General features: G+C 64.1%; 22 protein-coding genes and 1 pseudogene. 8 read left to right on the top strand and 15 right to left on the bottom strand.

Annotated features, from left to right (window positions below):
- Positions 1 to 969 (bottom strand): response regulator, encoded by a 969-nt coding sequence (locus PVE35_RS06595; RefSeq protein WP_277374183.1) that lies wholly within the window; start codon positions 967 to 969, stop codon positions 1 to 3.
- A 495-nt stretch (positions 970 to 1,464) separates the two neighbouring features.
- Between PVE35_RS06595 and PVE35_RS06590 the strand changes: the two genes are divergently transcribed.
- Together PVE35_RS06590 and ycaC are read left to right on the top strand one after the other, a co-directional pair.
- Entirely contained in the window at positions 1,465 to 3,072 is a 1,608-nt protein-coding gene (locus PVE35_RS06590; protein ID WP_277374182.1) for an MFS transporter, read from the top strand.
- Between the two features lie 27 nt (positions 3,073 to 3,099).
- Entirely contained in the window at positions 3,100 to 3,723 is a 624-nt protein-coding gene (gene ycaC / locus PVE35_RS06585) for an isochorismate family cysteine hydrolase YcaC (protein WP_268182241.1), read from the top strand.
- A gap of 45 nt (positions 3,724 to 3,768) precedes the next feature.
- On the opposite strand, the gene PVE35_RS06580 is transcribed toward ycaC, so the two are convergent.
- The 4 genes from PVE35_RS06580 to PVE35_RS06565 all read right to left on the bottom strand — a co-directional run bounded on the left by PVE35_RS06580 (position 3,769) and on the right by PVE35_RS06565 (position 6,334).
- The gene (locus tag PVE35_RS06580) at positions 3,769 to 4,140 is read right to left on the bottom strand and encodes an AraC family transcriptional regulator (RefSeq protein WP_268182239.1); all 372 of its coding nucleotides are present in this window, start codon (positions 4,138 to 4,140) and stop codon (positions 3,769 to 3,771) included.
- Positions 4,141 to 4,297: 157 nt separating this feature from the next.
- The gene (locus PVE35_RS06575) at positions 4,298 to 5,251 is read right to left on the bottom strand and encodes a GlxA family transcriptional regulator (protein ID WP_277374181.1); all 954 of its coding nucleotides are present in this window, start codon (positions 5,249 to 5,251) and stop codon (positions 4,298 to 4,300) included.
- A 78-nt stretch (positions 5,252 to 5,329) separates the two neighbouring features.
- Entirely contained in the window at positions 5,330 to 5,863 is a 534-nt protein-coding gene (locus PVE35_RS06570; RefSeq protein ID WP_277374180.1) for a ProQ/FinO family protein, read from the bottom strand.
- A gap of 309 nt (positions 5,864 to 6,172) precedes the next feature.
- Positions 6,173 to 6,334 (bottom strand): DNA-3-methyladenine glycosylase I, encoded by a 162-nt coding sequence (locus tag PVE35_RS06565; protein WP_277374859.1) that lies wholly within the window; start codon positions 6,332 to 6,334, stop codon positions 6,173 to 6,175.
- Positions 6,335 to 6,469: 135 nt separating this feature from the next.
- Between PVE35_RS06565 and PVE35_RS06560 the strand changes: the two genes are divergently transcribed.
- Positions 6,470 to 6,919: a DUF305 domain-containing protein gene (locus tag PVE35_RS06560; protein ID WP_277374179.1), complete on the top strand. Its 450-nt coding sequence runs from the start codon at positions 6,470 to 6,472 to the stop codon at positions 6,917 to 6,919.
- Between the two features lie 19 nt (positions 6,920 to 6,938).
- Entirely contained in the window at positions 6,939 to 8,399 is a 1,461-nt protein-coding gene (locus PVE35_RS06555) for a YncE family protein (RefSeq protein WP_277374178.1), read from the top strand.
- A 327-nt stretch (positions 8,400 to 8,726) separates the two neighbouring features.
- Here the strand turns inward: PVE35_RS06555 and PVE35_RS06550 are convergent, their stop codons facing one another.
- A complete protein-coding gene (locus PVE35_RS06550) occupies positions 8,727 to 9,479 on the bottom strand; it encodes an anti-sigma factor (protein WP_277374177.1) in 753 nt (250 codons plus the stop codon).
- The gene (locus tag PVE35_RS06545; RefSeq protein WP_277374858.1) at positions 9,476 to 9,982 is read right to left on the bottom strand and encodes a sigma-70 family RNA polymerase sigma factor; all 507 of its coding nucleotides are present in this window, start codon (positions 9,980 to 9,982) and stop codon (positions 9,476 to 9,478) included. Before PVE35_RS06545 ends, PVE35_RS06550 begins: the two co-directional genes overlap by 4 nt.
- A gap of 190 nt (positions 9,983 to 10,172) precedes the next feature.
- Here PVE35_RS06545 and PVE35_RS06540 point away from each other — a divergent pair, with 190 nt between their 5' ends.
- Both PVE35_RS06540 and PVE35_RS06535 read left to right on the top strand, forming a co-directional pair.
- On the top strand, positions 10,173 to 10,421 hold the full coding sequence (locus tag PVE35_RS06540) for a DUF2790 domain-containing protein (RefSeq protein WP_100548216.1): 249 nt from the start codon (positions 10,173 to 10,175) through the stop codon (positions 10,419 to 10,421).
- Positions 10,422 to 10,442: 21 nt separating this feature from the next.
- On the top strand, positions 10,443 to 10,859 hold the full coding sequence (locus PVE35_RS06535; protein WP_268182225.1) for a nuclear transport factor 2 family protein: 417 nt from the start codon (positions 10,443 to 10,445) through the stop codon (positions 10,857 to 10,859).
- Positions 10,860 to 11,141: 282 nt separating this feature from the next.
- Here the strand turns inward: PVE35_RS06535 and PVE35_RS06530 are convergent.
- A pseudogene (locus PVE35_RS06530) lies at positions 11,142 to 11,312 on the bottom strand (AraC family transcriptional regulator); the annotation flags it as partial.
- A 1-nt stretch (position 11,313) separates the two neighbouring features.
- On the opposite strand from PVE35_RS06530, the gene PVE35_RS06525 reads away from it, so the two are divergent.
- Positions 11,314 to 11,478 carry a hypothetical protein gene (locus PVE35_RS06525; RefSeq protein WP_268184457.1) on the top strand — a complete coding sequence of 55 codons (165 nt, stop codon included), beginning with the start codon at positions 11,314 to 11,316 and terminating at the stop codon, positions 11,476 to 11,478.
- 130 nt (positions 11,479 to 11,608) lie between these two features.
- On the opposite strand, the gene PVE35_RS06520 is transcribed toward PVE35_RS06525, so the two are convergent.
- The 5 genes from PVE35_RS06520 to PVE35_RS06500 are packed head-to-tail and all read right to left on the bottom strand — an operon-like array spanning position 11,609 to position 16,279.
- The gene (locus tag PVE35_RS06520; RefSeq protein ID WP_277374176.1) at positions 11,609 to 13,573 is read right to left on the bottom strand and encodes an amidohydrolase; all 1,965 of its coding nucleotides are present in this window, start codon (positions 13,571 to 13,573) and stop codon (positions 11,609 to 11,611) included.
- Positions 13,566 to 14,171, bottom strand: a complete 606-nt coding sequence (locus tag PVE35_RS06515) for an antibiotic biosynthesis monooxygenase (protein ID WP_277374175.1) — start codon at positions 14,169 to 14,171, stop codon at positions 13,566 to 13,568. The genes PVE35_RS06520 and PVE35_RS06515 overlap by 8 nt, the downstream gene beginning before the upstream one ends.
- Positions 14,168 to 15,181, bottom strand: coding sequence for an alpha/beta hydrolase (locus PVE35_RS06510; protein WP_277374174.1), 1,014 nt, complete (start codon positions 15,179 to 15,181; stop codon positions 14,168 to 14,170). Before PVE35_RS06510 ends, PVE35_RS06515 begins: the two co-directional genes overlap by 4 nt.
- Before the next feature lie 14 nt (positions 15,182 to 15,195).
- Positions 15,196 to 15,624, bottom strand: a complete 429-nt coding sequence (locus PVE35_RS06505) for an organic hydroperoxide resistance protein (protein ID WP_268182217.1) — start codon at positions 15,622 to 15,624, stop codon at positions 15,196 to 15,198.
- A gap of 1 nt (position 15,625) precedes the next feature.
- Complete coding sequence (locus tag PVE35_RS06500; protein WP_277374173.1) at positions 15,626 to 16,279, bottom strand: hydrolase; 654 nt, start codon at positions 16,277 to 16,279, stop codon at positions 15,626 to 15,628.
- 217 nt (positions 16,280 to 16,496) lie between these two features.
- Here PVE35_RS06500 and PVE35_RS06495 point away from each other — a divergent pair, with 217 nt between their 5' ends.
- Positions 16,497 to 16,934 (top strand): DoxX family protein, encoded by a 438-nt coding sequence (locus PVE35_RS06495; protein ID WP_277374172.1) that lies wholly within the window; start codon positions 16,497 to 16,499, stop codon positions 16,932 to 16,934.
- Between the two features lie 518 nt (positions 16,935 to 17,452).
- Here PVE35_RS06495 and pdxH read toward each other — a convergent pair.
- A complete protein-coding gene (pdxH, locus tag PVE35_RS06490; RefSeq protein ID WP_277374171.1) occupies positions 17,453 to 18,100 on the bottom strand; it encodes a pyridoxamine 5'-phosphate oxidase in 648 nt (215 codons plus the stop codon).
- A 34-nt stretch (positions 18,101 to 18,134) separates the two neighbouring features.
- A complete protein-coding gene (locus PVE35_RS06485) occupies positions 18,135 to 18,788 on the bottom strand; it encodes an OmpA family protein (protein WP_277374170.1) in 654 nt (217 codons plus the stop codon).
- Positions 18,789 to 18,853: the final 65 nt, after the last annotated feature.

Here is an 18,853-nt window from a genome sequence, read left to right as displayed (position 1 = left end):
TCAGGCCGGTTCGGCGACCGCATCGAGCTGGGGGAGCATGCCCAACGCACGGCCAGCCACGAACAGGTGTATCAGGTTGCTGGCCCCGAGTTTTGTCATCACGTGCTTTTTGTGCATCTTCACCGTCACGTCCTGCAGGCCAAGACGCTGGGCGATCTGCCGGTTTTGCTGGCCCTCCAGCAGCAGGGCGAAGACGTCGCGCTCACGTGGCGTGAGGCTGGCGTAGCGCGCCTGGATCGCCTGGCGTGCGCTGCTCTGCTGGTGCTGCACGGTGGCGCGGGCCATGGCCTCACCAACGGCAGCCAGCAGTTGCGCCTCCTCGACCGGCTTGGTCAGGAAGCTCTCGGCGCCAGCCTTCATCGCCCGTACCGACATGTCGATGGTGCCGACACCGCTCATGAACACGATGGGCAAGGGAGCGCCGCAGCGCGCCAGCTGCGCCTGCAGGTCGAAGCCGCTGCCTTCACGCAGGCGCACATCGAGCAGCAGGCAACCGGGGCGATCATAGGGGCGGCAGTCGAGAAACTCCCCGGCCGAGGCATAACCACGCGCCTCGATACCGGCGGCGCGCAACTGGCGCACCAGCGCCGTACGCACCGCTGGCTCGTCGTCGATCACATGCACCTCGACGGCGGGCGCCGGAGCATTGGCCACCAGACTGAGACGCTCGGCCTGCACCGGCACCTCAAGATTGAGGCGATAGCCCCGGCGCGGCACGGTTTCCAGCAGGCGTGCATCCAGCGCCAATTGCCGGCGCAGGGTGGAAATCTGCACCTGCAGGTTGTTCTCCTCGACCACCACGCCGGGCCAGGCAGCCTGTAGCAGCTCGGCTTTGGTCAGCAAGCGTCCGGGCGCAGCCAGCAGCGCGGCCAGCACATCGAAGGCACGGCCGCCCAGACGCACCGGCGCGCCGTCGCGGAAGGCCTCCCTGCGTTCCAGTGAAATCCAGGCGTCACCCAGGCGGATCATATCGAGCGGCTCACGTTCCGGTTTGCTCGGGCAAACATCGGGCTCAAGCTGGTTGCGGCCAGACAGACCATCAGAATGAGCGAACCTTTACACATGAAAGTCTCCGACCAGTAAGGCGGCAGATTAAGGGTCGTACCAGCAAGACAAACAGGTACTTACGGGCAAAAGAGTCCTGACCAAAAGTCATGAATATCGCCCTCTTTCTAGCCTGGAGATCGACTATGGGAGCCAGATATCGATGCCCGCCGACTCGCTGGTAAAGTCAAGCTAGTTGAAACCAATTCCCATCTCAAGCATTCGCCTCGTCACGCTAAAACTCGAACAAACGTACAAGCCAGAGCGTTGCCAGGCTGCTTGAATAACGCGCCAACTGCTGTCTTCCCGCCCCAGCCCACGCGCCTCACAGCTCAATCGAGCACACCGATACAAGCCAGGCGCCCGCCGCCATCCGATAGTGCCATCTGCCGATCTGCCTGCCTTCAAGGATCTCAGCCGATGCCAACCCCCGCCCCCGCCAAGCCCACCACCGCTGCCTCGCCCTGGCAGCCGCTGCGTAGCCGGCTGTTCCTGGCACTGTGGCTGGCCAGCATCGCCTCCAACATCGGCACCTGGATGCACGAGGTCGGCGCCGGTTGGCTGATGACCTCGCTGTCGGCCAGCCCCTTGGCCGTGGCTGCCGTGCAGGTGGCAGGCGCCCTGCCGATCTTCCTCCTGGCGCTACCGGCTGGCGCCCTCGCCGATATCGTCGACAAGCGCCGTTCACTGCTCATCGTGCAGTGCTGGATGGCCGCCGTGGCCATGATCCTGGCCCTGCTCACGGCCTCCGACAGGATGAGCGTCGAGCTGCTGCTCGGCCTGACCTTCGCCATGGGTGTCGGCACGGCGCTGATGATGCCGGCCTGGTCGGCCATGCTGCCAGAAGTGGTCGGGCGCGCCGAACTGCCGGCAGCCGTGGCGCTGTCGAGCCTCGGTGTGAACGTCGCGCGTGCCATCGGCCCGGCGCTGGCCGGCATCCTCGTCAGCCTCAGCGGCCCCTGGCTGACCTTCGCCCTCAACGCCGCCTCGTTCCTCGCCGTGATCGTCGCCCTGGCGAGCTGGAAGCGCACACCAAGCCAGAGCGTGATGCCGGCCGAACGTCTGTTCGGTGCGCTGCGCGTGGGCCTGCGCTACGCCCGCAGCAGCCGCTCGCTGCAGGCGGTGCTGGTACGCACCGCCGCCTTCTTCATCGGCGCCTCGGCCGGCATGTCACTACTGCCGGTACTGGTGCGCCGCGAGATCGACGGCAGCGCGCTGGATTACGGCATCCTGCTCGGCTGCGTCGGCCTCGGTGCAGTCGTCGGTGCCACCCTGCTGCCGCGCTTGCGCACACGCTACGGCAACGACCGCCTGCTGGCCGGCGCCAGCCTGGTCTATGCCCTGGTACTGGCAGGGCTCGCCATGCTGCGCAGCATGCCCGCACTGGTACCCGTGATGCTGCTCAGCGGCATGGCCTGGATCGCAGCGTTGTCCAGCCTGCAACTATCGGCGCAGACCGCCGTGCCGGCCTGGGTGCGGGCGCGTGCGCTGTCACTGTACATCCTGGCTTTCTTCGGCTGCTCGGCGGCTGGTGGCCTGGCCTGGGGCGCCCTCGCCAGTGGCCTGTCGCTGAGTGCCGCCTTCGCGGGCAGCGCCGCCCTGCTGGTGCTTGGCCTGCTGGCCGGCTGGCGTTTTCCTCTACCGGTCAGTGAGGCCGATGACCTGGCGCCCTCGCTGCACTGGCCAGCGCCGATTCTCGACGATGCCCTGGATCGCGAGCGCGGCCCGCTGCTGGTGACCCTCGATTACCGCATCGCCGCCGCCGACAGCGACGCCTTCGGCGCCGCGATGCAGGACGTGCGGCACATGCGCCGGCGCAACGGCGCCTTCTCCTGGGGCCTGGTGCAGGACGCCGAGGATCCCAGCCGCTGGCAGGAATTCTTCTTCGACGAGTCCTGGCTGGAGCACCTGCGCCACCACGACCGCGTCACCCGCGCCGAGCAGCGCATCGAAGCGCGCGCGCGGCGCTACCAGATGCCCGACGAGCCGATCCGCATCCGCCATCTGCTCGCCGCGCCGCGTCACTGAAACATTCACCCCACGAGGAGCTACACCATGAGCAAGCCCTACAACCGCCTGAACAAAGACGACGCCGCCGTACTGCTGATCGACCACCAGTCCGGTCTGATTTCGCTGGTGCAGGACTTCACCCCCAGCGACTTCAAGAACAACGTGCTGGCCTTGGGCGATGTCGCCAAGTTCTTCGGCCTGCCGACCATCCTCACCACCAGCTTCGAGCAAGGCCCCAACGGCCCGCTGGTGCCAGAGCTGAAAGCGCAGTTCCCGGACGCGCCCTATATCGCCCGTCCCGGCCAGATCAATGCCTGGGACAACGACGACTTCGTCGCGGCGGTGAAGAAGACCGGGCGCAAGCAACTGATCATCGCCGGCGTGGTCACCGACGTGTGCGTGGCCTTCCCGGCGCTGTCGGCCATCGCCGAAGGCTTCGACGTGTTCGTCGTCACCGATGCCTCGGGCACCTTCGACAAGACCGTGCAGCAGGCTGCCTGGGCGCGCATGAACGCCGCCGGCGTGCAATTGATGAACTGGTTCAGCGTCGCCTGCGAACTGCACCGCGACTGGCGCAACGACATCGAAGGTCTCGGTAGCCTGCTCTCCGAGCACATCCCCAACTACCGCAACCTGATGACCAGCTACTTCACCCTGATGGGCAAGTAAGCATCCGCCTACGCCCTGCTGCGGGCCTTCCCCGCCGCAGGGCGCTCAGGCGTCTAGCTGCTGCGCAGAGCGCCAGCGGCTCGGCGCCAGGCCCTGCCAGCGCGAGAACACCCGGGCGAAATGTGCCTGGTCGTTGAAGCCGCAGGCACAGGCCACCGCCGCCACGCTATTGCCCGCAAGCAGCAGGTTGCGCGCCCGCGCCAACCGCGCGCGGGTCAGCCACTGGTGCGGCGACATCCCCGTGCTGCCATGAAAGGCGCAGGAAAAATGACTGCGTGACAGGCTGCACTCACGCGCCAGCCAGGCGATGCTCAACGGCTCGTCGAGGTGCGCCTCGATCAGTTGCTTGGCCCGGCGCAATTGCCAGGCCGACAGGCGGATCGCAGGTAGATCACCCTGCGCGTTACCGGTATCCATCGGCGTTCCTCCCTCCCGGTTGCACCAACGCCCCGGCCTCCGCACGAGGCGGAGGTCGATGCGTGCTGGATCATGGGAGGGATGATGCCGTCGCCTTTGCCAGGCTAGAACGCCAGCGTGGGGAGCCTGGCGGACATCATGGAGCGTAATTCGGACATCAACTGAACTGGTGACGGTACTGCACAGGCGTCAGCCCCAGGCGATCGGTGAACAGCGTACGCATGCAGCGCACGCTGCCGAAGCCGCTGCGAAAGGCGATGGTCTTCAGTGGCAGGTCGGTGGTCTCGAGCAATTGCCGAGCATGATCGATACGCGCGTCGTGGACGAACTCGGTTGGGGTCATGCCCACTTCGCGGCTGAACAGGCGGGTGAAATGCCGAGCGCTGAGCCCCACCACAGCCGCCAGCGCCTCGACGCCAAGGTCTTCGGCCAGGTGCTCCAGCACATGGCGCTGGGCACGCGCCACAGGCGTATCCTCGCGCGCCACTTCGGCCAGCAAGGGGCTGAACTGGGCCTGTCCGCCCTGGCGTGTCTTCGCCACCAGCAGCACCTTGGCCACCGAGACGGCCACCGCCTTGCCGTGATCCTCGGCAATGATGCCCAGCGCCATGTCGATGCCAGCGGTGATACCACCCGAGGTATAGAGATTGCCGTCGGCCAGGTAGATCTGCTCGCTCAGCACCTGCGCCTGTGGGTAGCGTCGGGCCAGCCGCTCGGTGTAGTTCCAGTGGGTGGTCACCCGGCGCCCGTCGAGCAGCCCGGCGTCGCCGAGAACGAAGGCCCCGGTGCAGATCGAACCAAAACGCCTGGCCGCAGCCGCCGCCGCGATCAGCCAGGGACGAAAGGCACTGTGATCCGCGTCGTAGGCCCCCGGCCCGCCGGGCACCAGCAGCAGATCATGAGCAACGGCAGGCGCCTCGCCGATCAACTCGTCGGCGACCATCTGCAAGCCGCAGGAGGCACGCACCAGAGGTTCGCCCAGAGCAAGGGTACGGATACGGTAGTGCTGCTCGGCGGGCAGGTAGCGGTTGGCGATGGAAAACGCCTCCACCGGCCCCGCCACGTCCAAGAGCAGCACATCGGGAAACAGCAGGATGGCTACGTCGGTCATGACAGCGAAGTCTAGCGTTGCCAGGCGATAGCGCCATTAGCACGGCTCGGCACTTTCACCATGGCAACGCGCTAGAGCTTACTCCGCGCTCTGCGGCTCGGCATTCTCGACGGCCTTGGTTTCAGCATCCGCTTTCGGCTTGGCCTGACGCCGCGCCTCCATGCGCTGGCGCCGGGCCTGCTGCTTGGCATGCAGCGCCTGCGGCGCCGTCACCACGCCAACGGGCTGGCCCTGCAGATCCAGGCGCGGCGCATTCTCGGTCATCGCCGCCCAGTAACGCCCGCCCCGGCACCAGGCCGCGATACCCAGCTTGAGCTGCTCCAGAGTAATGCCCAGCAGCTCCAGATGCTGCTCGGCATCCTTGAGGATGCCTTCCTTGAGCGGCACCTTGGGCGCCGGATTGACCGGGAAGGCCAGGGGGAAATGCTTCTGCAGCCGCCAGATCGCCTCGACGGCCGGATCCTGCTCGCGTTGCTTGGTCTTCTGCGGCGTCTTGCGCTTCTGCGGCTTCGTGCCCTCGGTCTTGACGCGCTCTTTCACGCTCTCGGCCTTGGCCTGGCCTTTTTCAGCCCGCAGGCGGTCACGTAGCTCAGCTAGTTGTTCGAAACCCATGGTTCAGTTCACAGCATCCTGGTTGATTCGTCGCGCAAGGGTATCCGATACGCAGCTTTCATACAGCCTTATCGATGGTTGGAATGCTCAGCGGTAGAAATTGGCAGGCTCGGCAGCCTGCTCATTGGCTAGCAAAGGAAAGAGGTGCACAAGGTCTGATTTGACCAAGAAGGGTTGCAGCGGATCTTGGTTGCGACCAGAGGCGGTCGTTAACAGTTTCAAGCGTCAGCTTGAGGGGAAGCTACACCAGGCAAGTGTCTGCTCCTGGCCGCTAGCTGACGCTTCCCGGTTGCGAAGATCAATCCACAGCTAAGGCTTATTGAAGGATTGCCGCGCACATTCAGTTTCTGCCCTGATCGCACATCCGGTTGCATGGTCGTTGAACAGCCCCTTGGCCTGCAGGAACGCATAGACAGTCGTAGGCTTCACGAACTTCCAGCCTCGACGCTTCAGCTCCTTGGACAGCGCCACCGATTCGGCAGATGACGAGGCGCTGCCTTTGACTCCGGCCGGCGCACGAGACGGAGATACAGAGGTCGGCTCGGGGAATAAGTGGCCCACCTGTTCGTCTTGAGAGCGCACCCATAACGCGTCTCAGGAGGTCAGGTGAAACCTATTCCTATCCATGCATTATCCCGCGTCGCGCTCGTCGCCGGCGTACTCGGCCTTGCGACAGCAACCGCTGCGCTGGCGCATGAAGCTTTCCAGCACTCATCAGGCCCTGCAAAAACGCCCGCCGAAGCCGCTTTTCTTGCCGAAAACGACCTGGCCATGACCCGGATGATGTCGGCCATGACAGTCGAACCGACTGGCGACATCGACCGAGACTTCGTCGAGATGATGGTGCCGCATCACCAGGGTGCAATCGATATGGCCCTGGCGGTGCTGCGCCACGGCAAGAATGAGCAACTCAAACGTCTGGCCCAGGAAATCATCGTTACCCAGCAGCAAGAGATCGTCGCGATGCGACTGGCCATCGGTGACCCATTACCACCCGCACAACCGGCACCAACCCAGGTCGGTGACCATTCAGCGCATTCCGCTGGCCATCCCTAACATCCGCTCGGAGATACCTATGAAAGTCACTCGCTACAGTCTCGACCTGCTCACCGCAGGCTTGCTCGCTCTCTCCGCGTCGACCTGGGCCGGGCAAGTGCCGGGGCCCCTTGACGCCCCGGACATCCCCATCAGCCATCGCGACCGGGTATATGCTGCCGAGCAGTTCTCCAATACCGTTTCGGTCACTGACCCCGCAAGCAACAAGCTGCTCGGCGTGATCCGCTTGGGCTCCCCGCAACCCGGTAACTTCAGCCCGCTGTACAAGGGCCAGGTACTGGTTCATGGCATGGGCTTTTCGCCCGATCATCGCACTCTGGCGGTGGTTTCCATCGGCTCCAACTCCGTGAGCTTCATCGACACCGCGAGCAACGCGGTCAAGCAGGTTACCTACGTCGGCCGCGCACCTCACGAAGCCTTCTTCACGCCAGATGGCAAGGAGGTCTGGGTGACGGTGCGAGGCGAAGATTACATTGCCGTACTGGATGGCAAGACCTACGCGGAAACGCGCCGCATCAAGGTTCCGGCCGGCCCCGGCATGCAGATCTTCTCGCCAGACGGTCAGTACGGTTACATCTGCTCTTCCTTCAATCCTGAAACCACGGTCATCTCGGTCAGCGATCATAAGGTGGTCGGCACCATGAAGCAGGCCAGCCCCTTCTGCCCCGATATTGCCGCGACACCAGATGGCAAACAGGTCTGGCTGACACTCAAGGATATTGGCAAGGTTCAGGTATTCGATGCACGCCCTCCCTTCAAGCCGATCAAGACGCTGGACACCGGCCCGATTACCAACCACGTCAACATCGTCCACAACAAAAACGGCACCTTCGCGTATGTCACCGTCGGTGGGCTAAATCAGGTGAAGGTGTTCCGCACCGACAATTTCGAGCAGGTCGCTACCATCGACGTGGATAAGCTGCCCCACGGGCTCTGGCCGTCAGGCGACGGCACGCGCATCTACGTCGGCCTCGAAAACGCCGATGCCTTGGCCGCCATCGATACTGTGAGTAATACGCTAGTAACCACTATTCCCATCGGCCAAGCGCCACAGGCGGTGGTGTACGTACCCAATGCCGTGCCTAACGGCGACGGCCTGGCTAATCTTCAGCCCCTGGGTGAAGCCGGGCAGACGACGCAATTGCGCCTGCTGGCGACCGATGGCAACACGCAGAACCCAGCCCCCACCAGCGTGACGCTGTTCGATCAGGGTTTGTCGCAAGTGTTGCAGGCCTCGGTAACCGGCCTCACGCCGAAGCAACCCTATGTACTTGCGCTCGCCAGCCAGCCAGACGGTCAAGGCAAACTCGAGCCGCTGGCGTCGTTCATGGCCAATCCAGCGGGTGCGGCAATCGTCAACGCTGTCGGGGCGATCCGGCAGATTGTCCGGCATGAGGATCAAACCCAGCGGCGTTACCTGGTCATTGCCCCGGGCACTGCCGAAGCACCGGGTAAGCCGATCCAACTCCAGGCGCTGTAAGCATTCGCTGCTCTTAACCCCCTGCCTTCCCGGGCAGGGGCTCATCGGACAGTGCGGCGGCCGCAACCATCGTTTTGTCGCGATCGGCCACCAGCGCTGCGCTGAATGAGCTTGAGGCCGTGCCGCAAACCAGGCTGAACGTATCGCCCGGCAACAGCCGTTGATCGCACAGCAGGTTGCCGCCTCTAAAATCGATATGGGGCTGATCGAGGCCCCCTGCCACATGCGGCAACTACTCGCCGAACCCTGGCTCGATGACTAGCTGCTGGTCTTTGTCTCGCCGGCACTGAAGCGCTTCTGGTTGCCCTGCTCAGAGGCAGACACAGGCTAGATCAGTGGGTCGAGTGCCCGTTGCACCGCGGCCGCGCGCGGACTGCTGCCCGTGCTTACCACCGCGTAGTGATAGCCCTGATCGGCCCAGTACTGGGCAAGCAGGTCGCCTTCGCGGCGGCTGCCGCGGCCAATGACGGAATGGCCCGGCGGGCGGATGTAGAAGAGCACGGTTTCACCGCGATCATCCCGGTACAGCACCATCGCCGCGGCGCCCTGCTCTGTGGCCATCAGACGACCGCCCACCGGGTAGAAACCGTAGCTCCTGAGGTCGGGCATCGGTGCCGCGTGGACGAAGTGCATATCCAGCCAGTTTTGCAGTTTTCCCGGCTCGCCGGCGGCGATGTCGACTACCGGGTTGCCGCTCTCGCTGAACAGCCGGTAGGCCTGCACCGCATCGGCCATTGGCAGGCTAGTCGATTGCATGACCATGCCGTGCCCCTGCCAACCGCCCAAACTACCCAGCCCGAAGGCCAAGAGAACCGAAGCAGCGACCGCCAGGCGCGTCTGCCGGCGACGTGCCAGGCCACGGCGTATCGCGGCCGGGTCCAGCCGAGGTTCGGGCTTCAGTGGCGGCAAGCTGGCCAGCGCTGCGCGAAGCTGCTGATTCTCCGCGTGCAGCCGATCGATCCAGCCGGCCAGACCAGCGTCCGCGGCGGCAAAAGCCTTGATCTCGGCGTGCCGCATGGCGTCTAGCTGCCCGTCCACATAGGCCTGCAGTTCGTCTTCACTGGGGTAATTGGGTTTCATTTGATTAACCGCAACGGAGGTTGAGTGATCTGCCCTTCGCTGGCCTCACGTAGCGCTTTACGCGCCCGGGACAGTCGCGACATGACGGTGCCTATTGGCACATCGAGTGTTTCGGCAACTTCGCGATAGCTTAACCCCTCGACGCCCACCAGCAGCAGGAGCGCGCGTTGCTCCGTGGTCAGTCCCGCAAAGGCATCGAGCGTCGAGCGGGCTATCGTCACCTCTTCGGCCGATGCCGCTTGCGGCTCGTCGCCAGTGAAGAACTGCAGAATACGGGCATAGCGACGGCTGCGCCGCTGCCCGTCGAGGAACAACCGATAGAGAATGGTGAACAGCCACGCCCGCAAGTCGCCCTCGGCCTGCTTACTGGCGCTGCGGCTCAGCGCCCGCTCAAGGGCGGACTGAACCAGATCATCCGCACTCGCACTGTGGCGGGTCAGCCAAAGCGCGAAACGTCGCAAGCGCGGCAACAACTCACGCAACTGCTCATCCGTCATTTCCAAACTCATCTGCATCCACCGACTTGACCGGCTCGATTGGCCAGTAGCGACCGTAAGACGCAGGGGTGCGCGGATTATTCCAGGAGCAGCAGACTATTTTGAGCGCGGGAATAAAGCGCGGTGTCCGGCGTATTACCAACGTCCTGCCGAGCGATTCGACAGGTTCCCTACCACCCCTTCAGAGCTTACAAGCATGCGCCGACAACTATTCAGCCTATCCCTTCTCGCCGTTTCGATGCCTCTGCTTGCCGATGGCCAGCCACCGCCAATCATCGACCGAACCGGAACCTATCTGCATCTGGACATCGACAAAATCCTCGAGAGCACGGACCTCACGAGCTTCTGCGGCATTCAACCGGCGCAACTCAAATACCTCGACCACGCGGGGAACGTTCACCTGCTCGAGTACCAGGTAGCGGGCCAGTGCAGCAACGAGAACTAACCCACTCATCAGGACAACAACATGACGCTCAAACCACAGATCCTTCTAACCATGCTCTCACTCGCCATCGGTAACGCCCAGGCGAGCACCACCAGTGATGCAGCGGAGGCGCATTTCAAGGCAATCGCCACAAACGATCTTGCGGCGCTCATCAACAACTATGAAAAAGATGCTCATCTCACCTGGATCGGCGGCCCACTCGATGGCAGCTACGTAGGTACCGCCGCGATCATGCCCGTATGGCATAAATTCACAGACTCGCAGGGGCCGCTACAGCTAAAGATCGAGAATCTGGAAGAAGCTTCAAACCCGAAAGGTTCTACCGTGACTGCGACGGTATATTTCGCAGGCCGGCAGCCCCTCCATGTGCGCTATGTGCTTGTTTACCGTAACGGTCGCATCGCTGAAGAGGTCTGGCAGGTCGTTCCCTCTTCCTAGATATGCCCAGCCCGCGTCACTGGTCTTCCTTCGCTATTTTTAGAATCGCTGATGGCGGAACTGGGGTTCGCAACCGTGGCCACTGAAGTAGGCTTCCATGCGCTCCACTATAGTCGGTGAGCGGTTGTATAGCGCTGGGCTATCCCTGCAAGTGCGAAGGGATAGCCCAGCCTTTAATCGCTAAATTCGCGAGACCATCGCGAATAAATTCGCTCCTACACACATGCCAATCGTGCAACAACACCGGCAGCGCGATCGGTCTGAATCGCCCCAGCTTTTGTGCGCGATGTCACGCAGCATCCAGCCATGAGGCCCTTGCAGAACCCGAAAAAGAGTCTCACGTTCGTAGACGGGCGCCAGGGCTGCAAACTCTTCCGGCCGATTCATCAAACGCAACAGGCGTACCCAGGCATCCATCAGATCAGATGTGAGCGGAGCGACCGAGAAACCTGCATTGATCGAGACCGTGAACGGCTACAGCTATACACCGTTGGCCGCAGTGGAGGCAGCACGTCGACTGCTGGGTGGTACACGACGAGCCGGCTTTGAAACGCCGGCAAGGGTGCTCGGTATCGGCTTCGCCGAGACCATAGCCGGGACGACCATCACCGATTATTAGAGCTTCGCCCTCACTCGTATCCAATGGCCGCTTTTAGCCGATAGCTGCCAGTCTCCCTTCCGAACACCAATCACCCTAGCCACTTCACAAAAGAGCCCCGCATCGCCTAGAGACGATGCGGGGCTCTGCCTTAGAAGGCGAAGCAGGAGCAGCCGAAGGCGCCCCAGAAGCCCTGGAAGTCACTGACTGGAGCGTTGGAGAGGCGAGCGCGTTCGTGGTTGTGGGCGTGTACAGCGCAGGAGCCCACGCACTGGTGTACCTGGGCCACCAACGGTGCGTTCTGCCGCCAGTGGCCGGGCACCAGGGCCACCGGTGACCAGTCGGGCATCACCGGCAGCGCGGGCGGGCCAAGTTTGTCGAATTCGGCTGCGGCGTAGACCACCTTGCCGTCGACCACGGTGAGCACCGATTCCAGCCACTTGATCTGCTCGTCCTCGATGGCGAAGAAGTCCGCTGACAAGGCAACCAGATCCGCCAGTTGGCCGACCTTGATCTGCCCCTTCTTGCCCTGTTCGCTGGAGAACCAGGCGCTGCCATGGGTGAACAGTTGCAGCGCGGTGGCGCGCGGCAGGCCCTGCGGGTACAGCTCCAGGCCACCAACGGTCTTGCCGCTGACCAGCCAGTACAGCGACGTCCAGGGGTTGTAGCTGGAGACGCGGGTGGCATCGGTGCCGGCGCCGACCGGCACGCCCTCGGCCAGCATGCGCTGGATCGGCGGGGTCTGTTCGGCGGCCTTGGCGCCGTAGCGGTCGACGAAGTATTCACCCTGGAAGGCCATGCGATCCTGGATGGCGATGCCGCCGCCGAGGGCGCGAACGCGCTCGATATTACGTGGGCTGATGGTCTCGGCGTGGTCGAAGAACCACGGCAGGCCATTGAAGGGAATGTCGCGGTCGACCTTCTCGAACACGTCGAGCATGCGCGAGATGGACTCGTCATAGGTGGCGTGCAGGCGGAACGGCCAGCGCTGTTCGACCAGGTGGCGCACCACCGGCTCCAGTTCGGCTTCCATGCTGGCGGCCAGATCCGGGCGCGGTTCGAGGAAGTCCTCGAAATCGGCGGCGGAGAACACCAGCATCTCGCCAGCGCCGTTGTGGCGGAAGAAGTCGCTGCCCTGCCCTGGTTTGACGATCTTGCTCCAGTTCTGGAAGTCGGCCAGCTCTTCCTTGGGCTTCTGGGTGAACAGGTTGTAGGCAATGCGCACGCTGAGCTGGCCCTCCTTGGCCAGTTGCTCGATCACCTGGTAGTCGTCCGGGTAGTTCTGGAAACCGCCGCCCGCGTCGATGGCGCTGGTCACGCCGAGGCGGTTGAGCTCGCGCATGAACTGGCGGGTGGAGTTGACCTGGTACTCCAGCGGCAGCTTCGGCCCCTTGGCCAGGGTGGCGTAGAGGATCATCGCGTTGGGCCGCGCTACCAGCATGCCGGTAGGCTCACCGTTGGCATCGCGGACGATCTCGCCGCCGGGCGGGTTGGGCGTGTTGCGGTCGTAGCCGACCACCCGCAGCGCCGCGCGGTTGAGCAGCGCACGGTCGTAGAGGTGGAGGATGAACACCGGGGTGTCCGGTGCCGCCTGGTTGATTTCCTCCAGGGTGGGCATGCGCTTTTCGGCGAACTGGAATTCGTTCCAGCCACCGACCACGCGCACCCACTGCGGCGCCGGGGTGCGCTCGGCCTGGGTCTTGAGCATGCGCAGGGCATCGGCCAGCGAGGGCACGCCTTCCCAGCGCAGCTCCAGGTTGTAGTTGAGGCCGCCACGGATCAGGTGCAGGTGCGAATCGTTGAGGCCGGGGATGACGGTGCGGCGCTGCAGGTCGATGACCTGGGTGCCGGCGCCGCGCAGGGGCATGACCTCGGCGTCGCTGCCGACGGCGACGAAGCGCCCGTCCTGGATGGCCACTGCCGTGGCCTGCGGGTTTTCACGGTCGACCGTGTGCAGACGGCCGTTGAACAGAATCAGATCGGGATGCATGGAAGAATCTCCTTGCCGTTCGCCACCGAAGATCGGCAACGCCGGCCATAGCGCACCAGCGGCGCCGAGAATGGACGAGGCGGCGAGAAAGCGTCGCCGACTGTTGGAAGGGCTGTCGTCAGTCATGGCGTTCTCCTTTGTCGCCGGCCTCCAGCCAGGGCGCGAGCCAGCGGGTGACGCGCGGCATGAACAGGTAGACCACCAGCAGGACGATGCTCAGGGTGATCACCACGTTGCTCGGCAACCAGCCGCCCAGCCAGGGCCAGGCGACGAATGCCGGGTGCCACAACTGCGGCACCAGCAGGCTCAGCGGCAGGATCACCAGAAAGCTGACGCAGGCCTGCTTCCAGCGCGGTGGCTGGGGCTGCTGCGGGCTGGCCGGGGCGAACCAGAACTCACGCATCGGGTTCAGCTCCAGGGCTTCGTCCTCCAGCAACAGCGGCGCGACCTCCGCCACCAGTTGCCGCCGCACCTCGGAGCCCAGCCAATCCTGCAGACGCTCTGGCCCGGTAAAGCGCAGCACACTGGTAAACAGCGGCGCGCCCTGTTCGTGGCTGCGGATCACATCCACCCCGAGATGCCCCGGATAGTCCTGCGCCACGCCGACGATGCGGCGCAACCAGGCCTCATACAGCGCCGCCTGGGCGGGCCGCACGCGATGGCGGATCAGCAGGGTGACCGGCTCGTCGACCCCCTGCCCTTCATCAGGCCGGAGGGCACTCATTGCAGATGCCGCTTCAGCTCGACCCCAGCCTGGCGCATCGCACTGTGCACGGTGGGCACATGAGCCAGCGGGTTGAGCAGGCCGTAGTCGTGGATCATGCCGTTGTAGCGCACGGCGGTGACCTCGACGCCTGCCGCATCCAGCTTGCGTGCATAGGCTTCGCCCTCGTCACGCAGCACGTCGAACTCGGCGGTCTGCACCAGTGCCGGTGGCAGGCCCTTGAGCTGTTCGCTGCTGGCGCGCAGTGGCGAGGCATGGATGTCGGCACGCTGGGCGGCATCGGTGGTGTAGTTGTCCCAGAACCACTCCATCATCGGTTTGGTGAGGAAGTAGCCCTGGGCGAACTGGCTGTAGGACGCGTTATCGAAGCTGGCGTCGGTCACCGGCCACAGCAGCAGTTGGAAACGCAGTTTCGGCGTGCCCGCTTCCTTGGCCTTGAGCGCGACCACGGCGGCCATGTTGCCGCCGACACTGTTGCCGGCCACGGCCAGACGGCTGGCGTCCACGCCGAGTTCCTTGCCGTGCTCGGCTACCCAGCGGGTCGCCGCGTAGGCCTGGTCGATGGCGGTGGGATAGTGCGCTTCCGGCGACGGCGAATAGCCGACGTAGACCGCTACCGCGCCGGAGTTCACCACCAGGTCGCGGATCAGGCGGGCGTGGGTCGGGTAGTCACCCAGCACCCAGCCGCCGCCGTGGAAGAACATGAACACTGGCGGCTTGCCCTTGACGCCCTCGGGGCGCACGACAGTCAGCTTCAGCGGCTGGCCGCCGACCTGGATGGTCTTGTCCTCGACCTTGACGCCGGAGAGGTCGACCTTCACCGAGCTCTGCGCGCCCACCAGCACGGCGCGGGCGTCCTGCGGGCTGAGGCTTTCCAGCGGCTTGCCGCCGCCCTTTTCCAGTGCTTCGAGGAAGGTGCGGGTGTTGCTTTCCACACCGCTGTAATCAGCGGCGTGCACCTGGCCGATGGCCAGGGCGATCACTGCACTCAGCAAGGCAATACGGGGCATGTCGTCTGCTCCTTTCAATCGACCAGGGTGAGGGTCACGTCGATGTTGTCGCGCGTGGCGTTGGAATACGGACAGACGATGTGCGCCCGCTCCACCAGGGTGTTAGCCGCTTCGGCATCGAGCCCGGGCAGGCTGATACGCAACTCCACCTCGATGCCGAAACCGGTGGGGATGGCGCCGATGCCAACCACGCCCTCGATCGACACGTCAGCCGGGATGGCCAGCTTGTCGCGCGCGGCGACGAACTTCATCGCGCCGAGGAAGCAGGCCGAGTAACCAGCAGCGAACAACTGCTCCGGGTTGGTACCGGCGCCGCCGGCACCACCCAGCTCGCGCGGTGTGGTCAGGGCCACGTCGAGCACGCCGTCGCTGGAAATGGCGCGGCCGTCACGCCCGCCCGTGGCTTCGGCGTAGGCGCGGTAGAGAACCTTTTCGATGCTCATCTCAGTGGCCTTCCGAGGCGTTGAACATGGTCTTGGCGTAGATCAGGCCCAGGCCATAGGCGCCGCCATTCTCGATGGCAGTCTTCACGGTCTGCTCGTAGGTTTCGCCACGAGCCCAGTCACGCTGCAGTTCGAGCAGATATTGCAGGGAGGTCATGGGGCGCGCGCCCAGTTGCAGCATGCGCTGGATCGCCATTTCATGAGCTTCGGTGGATACGTCGCCGCAGGCGTCGGTGATCACGTACACCTCGAAACCCTGATCCAGCGCCGACAGCGCCGGGCCAACGATGCACACGGACGTCCACAGGCCGGCGAGGACGATCTTCGGCTTGCCGATACGGTTCACTTCCACGGCGATGCGCGGGTCTTCCCAGGTGTTCATGGTGGTGCGGTCGATCACTTGATGATCCGGGAATACCGACTTGATCTCGTCAAAGATCGGGCCGGAAAAGCTCTTCTCGGCAACGGTGGTGAGGATGGTCGACACGCCGAACTCGCAGGCGGCCTTGGACACCAGCGCGGCGTTGTTGCGCAGGGTGACGGCGTCGATCGACTTGGTCGCGAAGGACATCTGCGACTGGTGGTCGATCATGATCAGGGTGTGGTTGTGCGCATCGAGCAGGGTCTTGCCTGGAGCGGCAACAGCAGTAGCCATGGTGGTTCTCCAAAACAGAATCAGGGAACCCTCAGCTTCCGCCAGCGCAACGGCGAAAAATTGAAGCGGCGTGCTCGCTTTGAAAGGATGTGTGGCTTTATTGCGGCGCTCGCCCTCGGCTCATGGCGCAGCGCTACAAACTGAGCACAGGCATGCAAGCCTTGGCGCGCCGAGACGCACAAGCTGATGGCATCCATCCAACGAATCGGAGCCATTCATGACACCCGCCACCCCACCACTGCCCGCACCGCTCGCCTGGGGCCTGCTCTTCCTGCGCGTGGCCGCCGCCCTTCTGCTGCTACAGGTGCATGGCTTGCCCAAATTGCTGCACTGGCAGGGCGCCCTACAACATATCGAAGACCCGCTGGGGCTGGGCGCAACGCTGACCCTGAGCCTGGCCATATTCGCCGAAGTGCTCTGCCCCTTGCTGCTGATCGCCGGGCTCTATGCGCGCCTGGCCTGCCTGCCAATCATCGCCGTGCTGCTGGTAGCACTGGTACTGGTGCACCCCGACTGGACGCTGGAGCAAGGCCAGTTCGCCTGGTGGATGCTGGTGATTTTCGCCAGCCTGGCCCTGACCGGGCCAGGGCCTTATCGACTGCCGTTGCCTTGGCGGCAACTGGAGCTTCAGCGCGAGGCGCAGCGATCGGGCTGATGGGGGCGCGAGGTTACGCCCGGCAATTGGGCATAACGGCTCATCCTTGAGCGGTGGTGTGACCTGAACCAGGGTGGACAAGCTTCGCGTTGTCCACCCTACGCGGGGGGTATTTCGACGTAGGGTGGATGACGTTTTTTTCATCCACCATTTGCGGCGGTTGTCCGGACTACTTGCTGGTTTCAACAAGCAGTCGGTCGCCCCAGGCCAGCCGGATCAGATGAGGCCACACACTAATGTTCAAATTTGGCCCAGCCGTCCTCAACCGATTCGGATGGCGCCCATAGCCTACTGGCGCAGTGCTGTTCGCAGCGCGTAGGGTGGACTCAGGAACGCAAGCGAACAGTCCACCAGCCAAAGCCGAGTACGCCCTACAGCGCCGTGTACTTGCTAGGAGAACCGGGGGACAGAGTCCACGATATTTATCCCGCGCGCTACTTCTAACCGCCCCTTCAAGAGTGCCGCACGCGGATTGCTATTCCCCCCAGAAGCCTGACATCCACCGATAGGTCAACCTATCAAGGCGCCAGCCGCTCACGTATCCAGGCCTCACCCTTGAGGCGGTAGTTGAGGCGGTCGTGCAGGCGGCTGGGGCGGCCTTGCCAGAACTCGATGCGCTCGGGCAGCAGGCGGTAGCCACCCCAGTGTGGTGGGCAGTGCGGGGTCTGGTTGAGGAAGCGTTTTTCGGTTTCCGCCAACAGGCTCTCCAGCTCGGCGCGGTCGCGGATCACGCGGCTCTGCGGCGAGGCCCAGGCGCCGATGCGGCTGCCCAGCGGGCGCACCTGGAAGTAGCCGTCGGATTCGGCCGGGGTGACCTGCTCCACACGCCCTTCGATACGCACCTGACGTTCCAGGCTGGGCCAGAAGAAGGTCATGGCGGCGAATGGACGCACGGCGAGCTGACGCCCCTTGGCGCTGTCGTAGTTGCTGAAGAAGGTGAAGCCGCGCTCGTCGAGGCCCTTGAGCAGCAGCACACGGCAGTGCGGGCGGCCGTCGTCGTCGACAGTGGCCAGGGTCATGGCGTTCGGTTCGACCGGCGGTTGCTCGGTCTTCACCGCGTCCTCGAACCATTGGCGAAACAGGGAAAGGGGCTCCAGCGGGGCCTGAGTCTCGCTCAGGCCATCGCGGGTGTAGTCACGGCGCATGTCGGCCAAGGTTTGGGTCATGACAATTCCTCAGTCCTTTGGAAATGCCCCAAGCTTACTCCGACTTGCTTTGTTTTCCTTGATCTACGGCAGCTACCTTGGGCGCGTCTTTCAGTTCGGCCTTGGCTGGATGGCTGTACTTGGCGATCAGGCCTTGCATGGTGTCACGCGAGGTGAGGAGGATTTCCACACGGCGGTTGAGGGCACGGCCAGCGGCGCTGTCGTTGGCGGCGCGCGGGGCGTCGGAGCCCAGCCCCATGACCTGCAGGCGGTTCTGCTTGAGGCCACTGAGGCGGAAGATGGAGGTCACGGCGCGGGCGCGCTGCTGGCTCAGGTCGCGGTTGGCGGCGGCGTCGCCGCTGCTGTCGGCATGGCCGAGCACCACCACGGCGATGTCGTTGTCGGTTTCGAGCAGCTTGGCCACACGGGCGATCGGGCCGAGGCTGGCCGGCAGCAGCATCTGCGGGCGATCCGGGTTGAACGAGCCTTGCACCGGCGCGGTGACCACCAGCAGGTTGTCGCGGCGCTCGAACTCGAAGTTGCTGCCCTTGACGGCTTCACGCACCTTGGGTTCGTACTCGTCGAGCCAGGCGCGGGTGACCTGCGGCGGCGGCATGACGGCCGGTTTGGCCACTTCTTCTTTCTTGTCGGTGTTGGAGCAGCCAGCGAAGAGCAGGCAGCAGCTCAAGGCGATGATGGTGTTACGCATGAAGCCCCCAGGGTCTCAGTCGATTCGTGTTATTGAAAGTACGACTGCCAGGCAGTATGGCCAGG

The organism is Pseudomonas sp. AA-38, from assembly GCF_029457475.1.
Lineage (GTDB): Bacteria > Pseudomonadota > Gammaproteobacteria > Pseudomonadales > Pseudomonadaceae > Aquipseudomonas.
The sequence above is the reverse complement of the archived record's forward strand: the minus strand, read 5'-3'. Positions and strand labels throughout refer to the sequence as shown.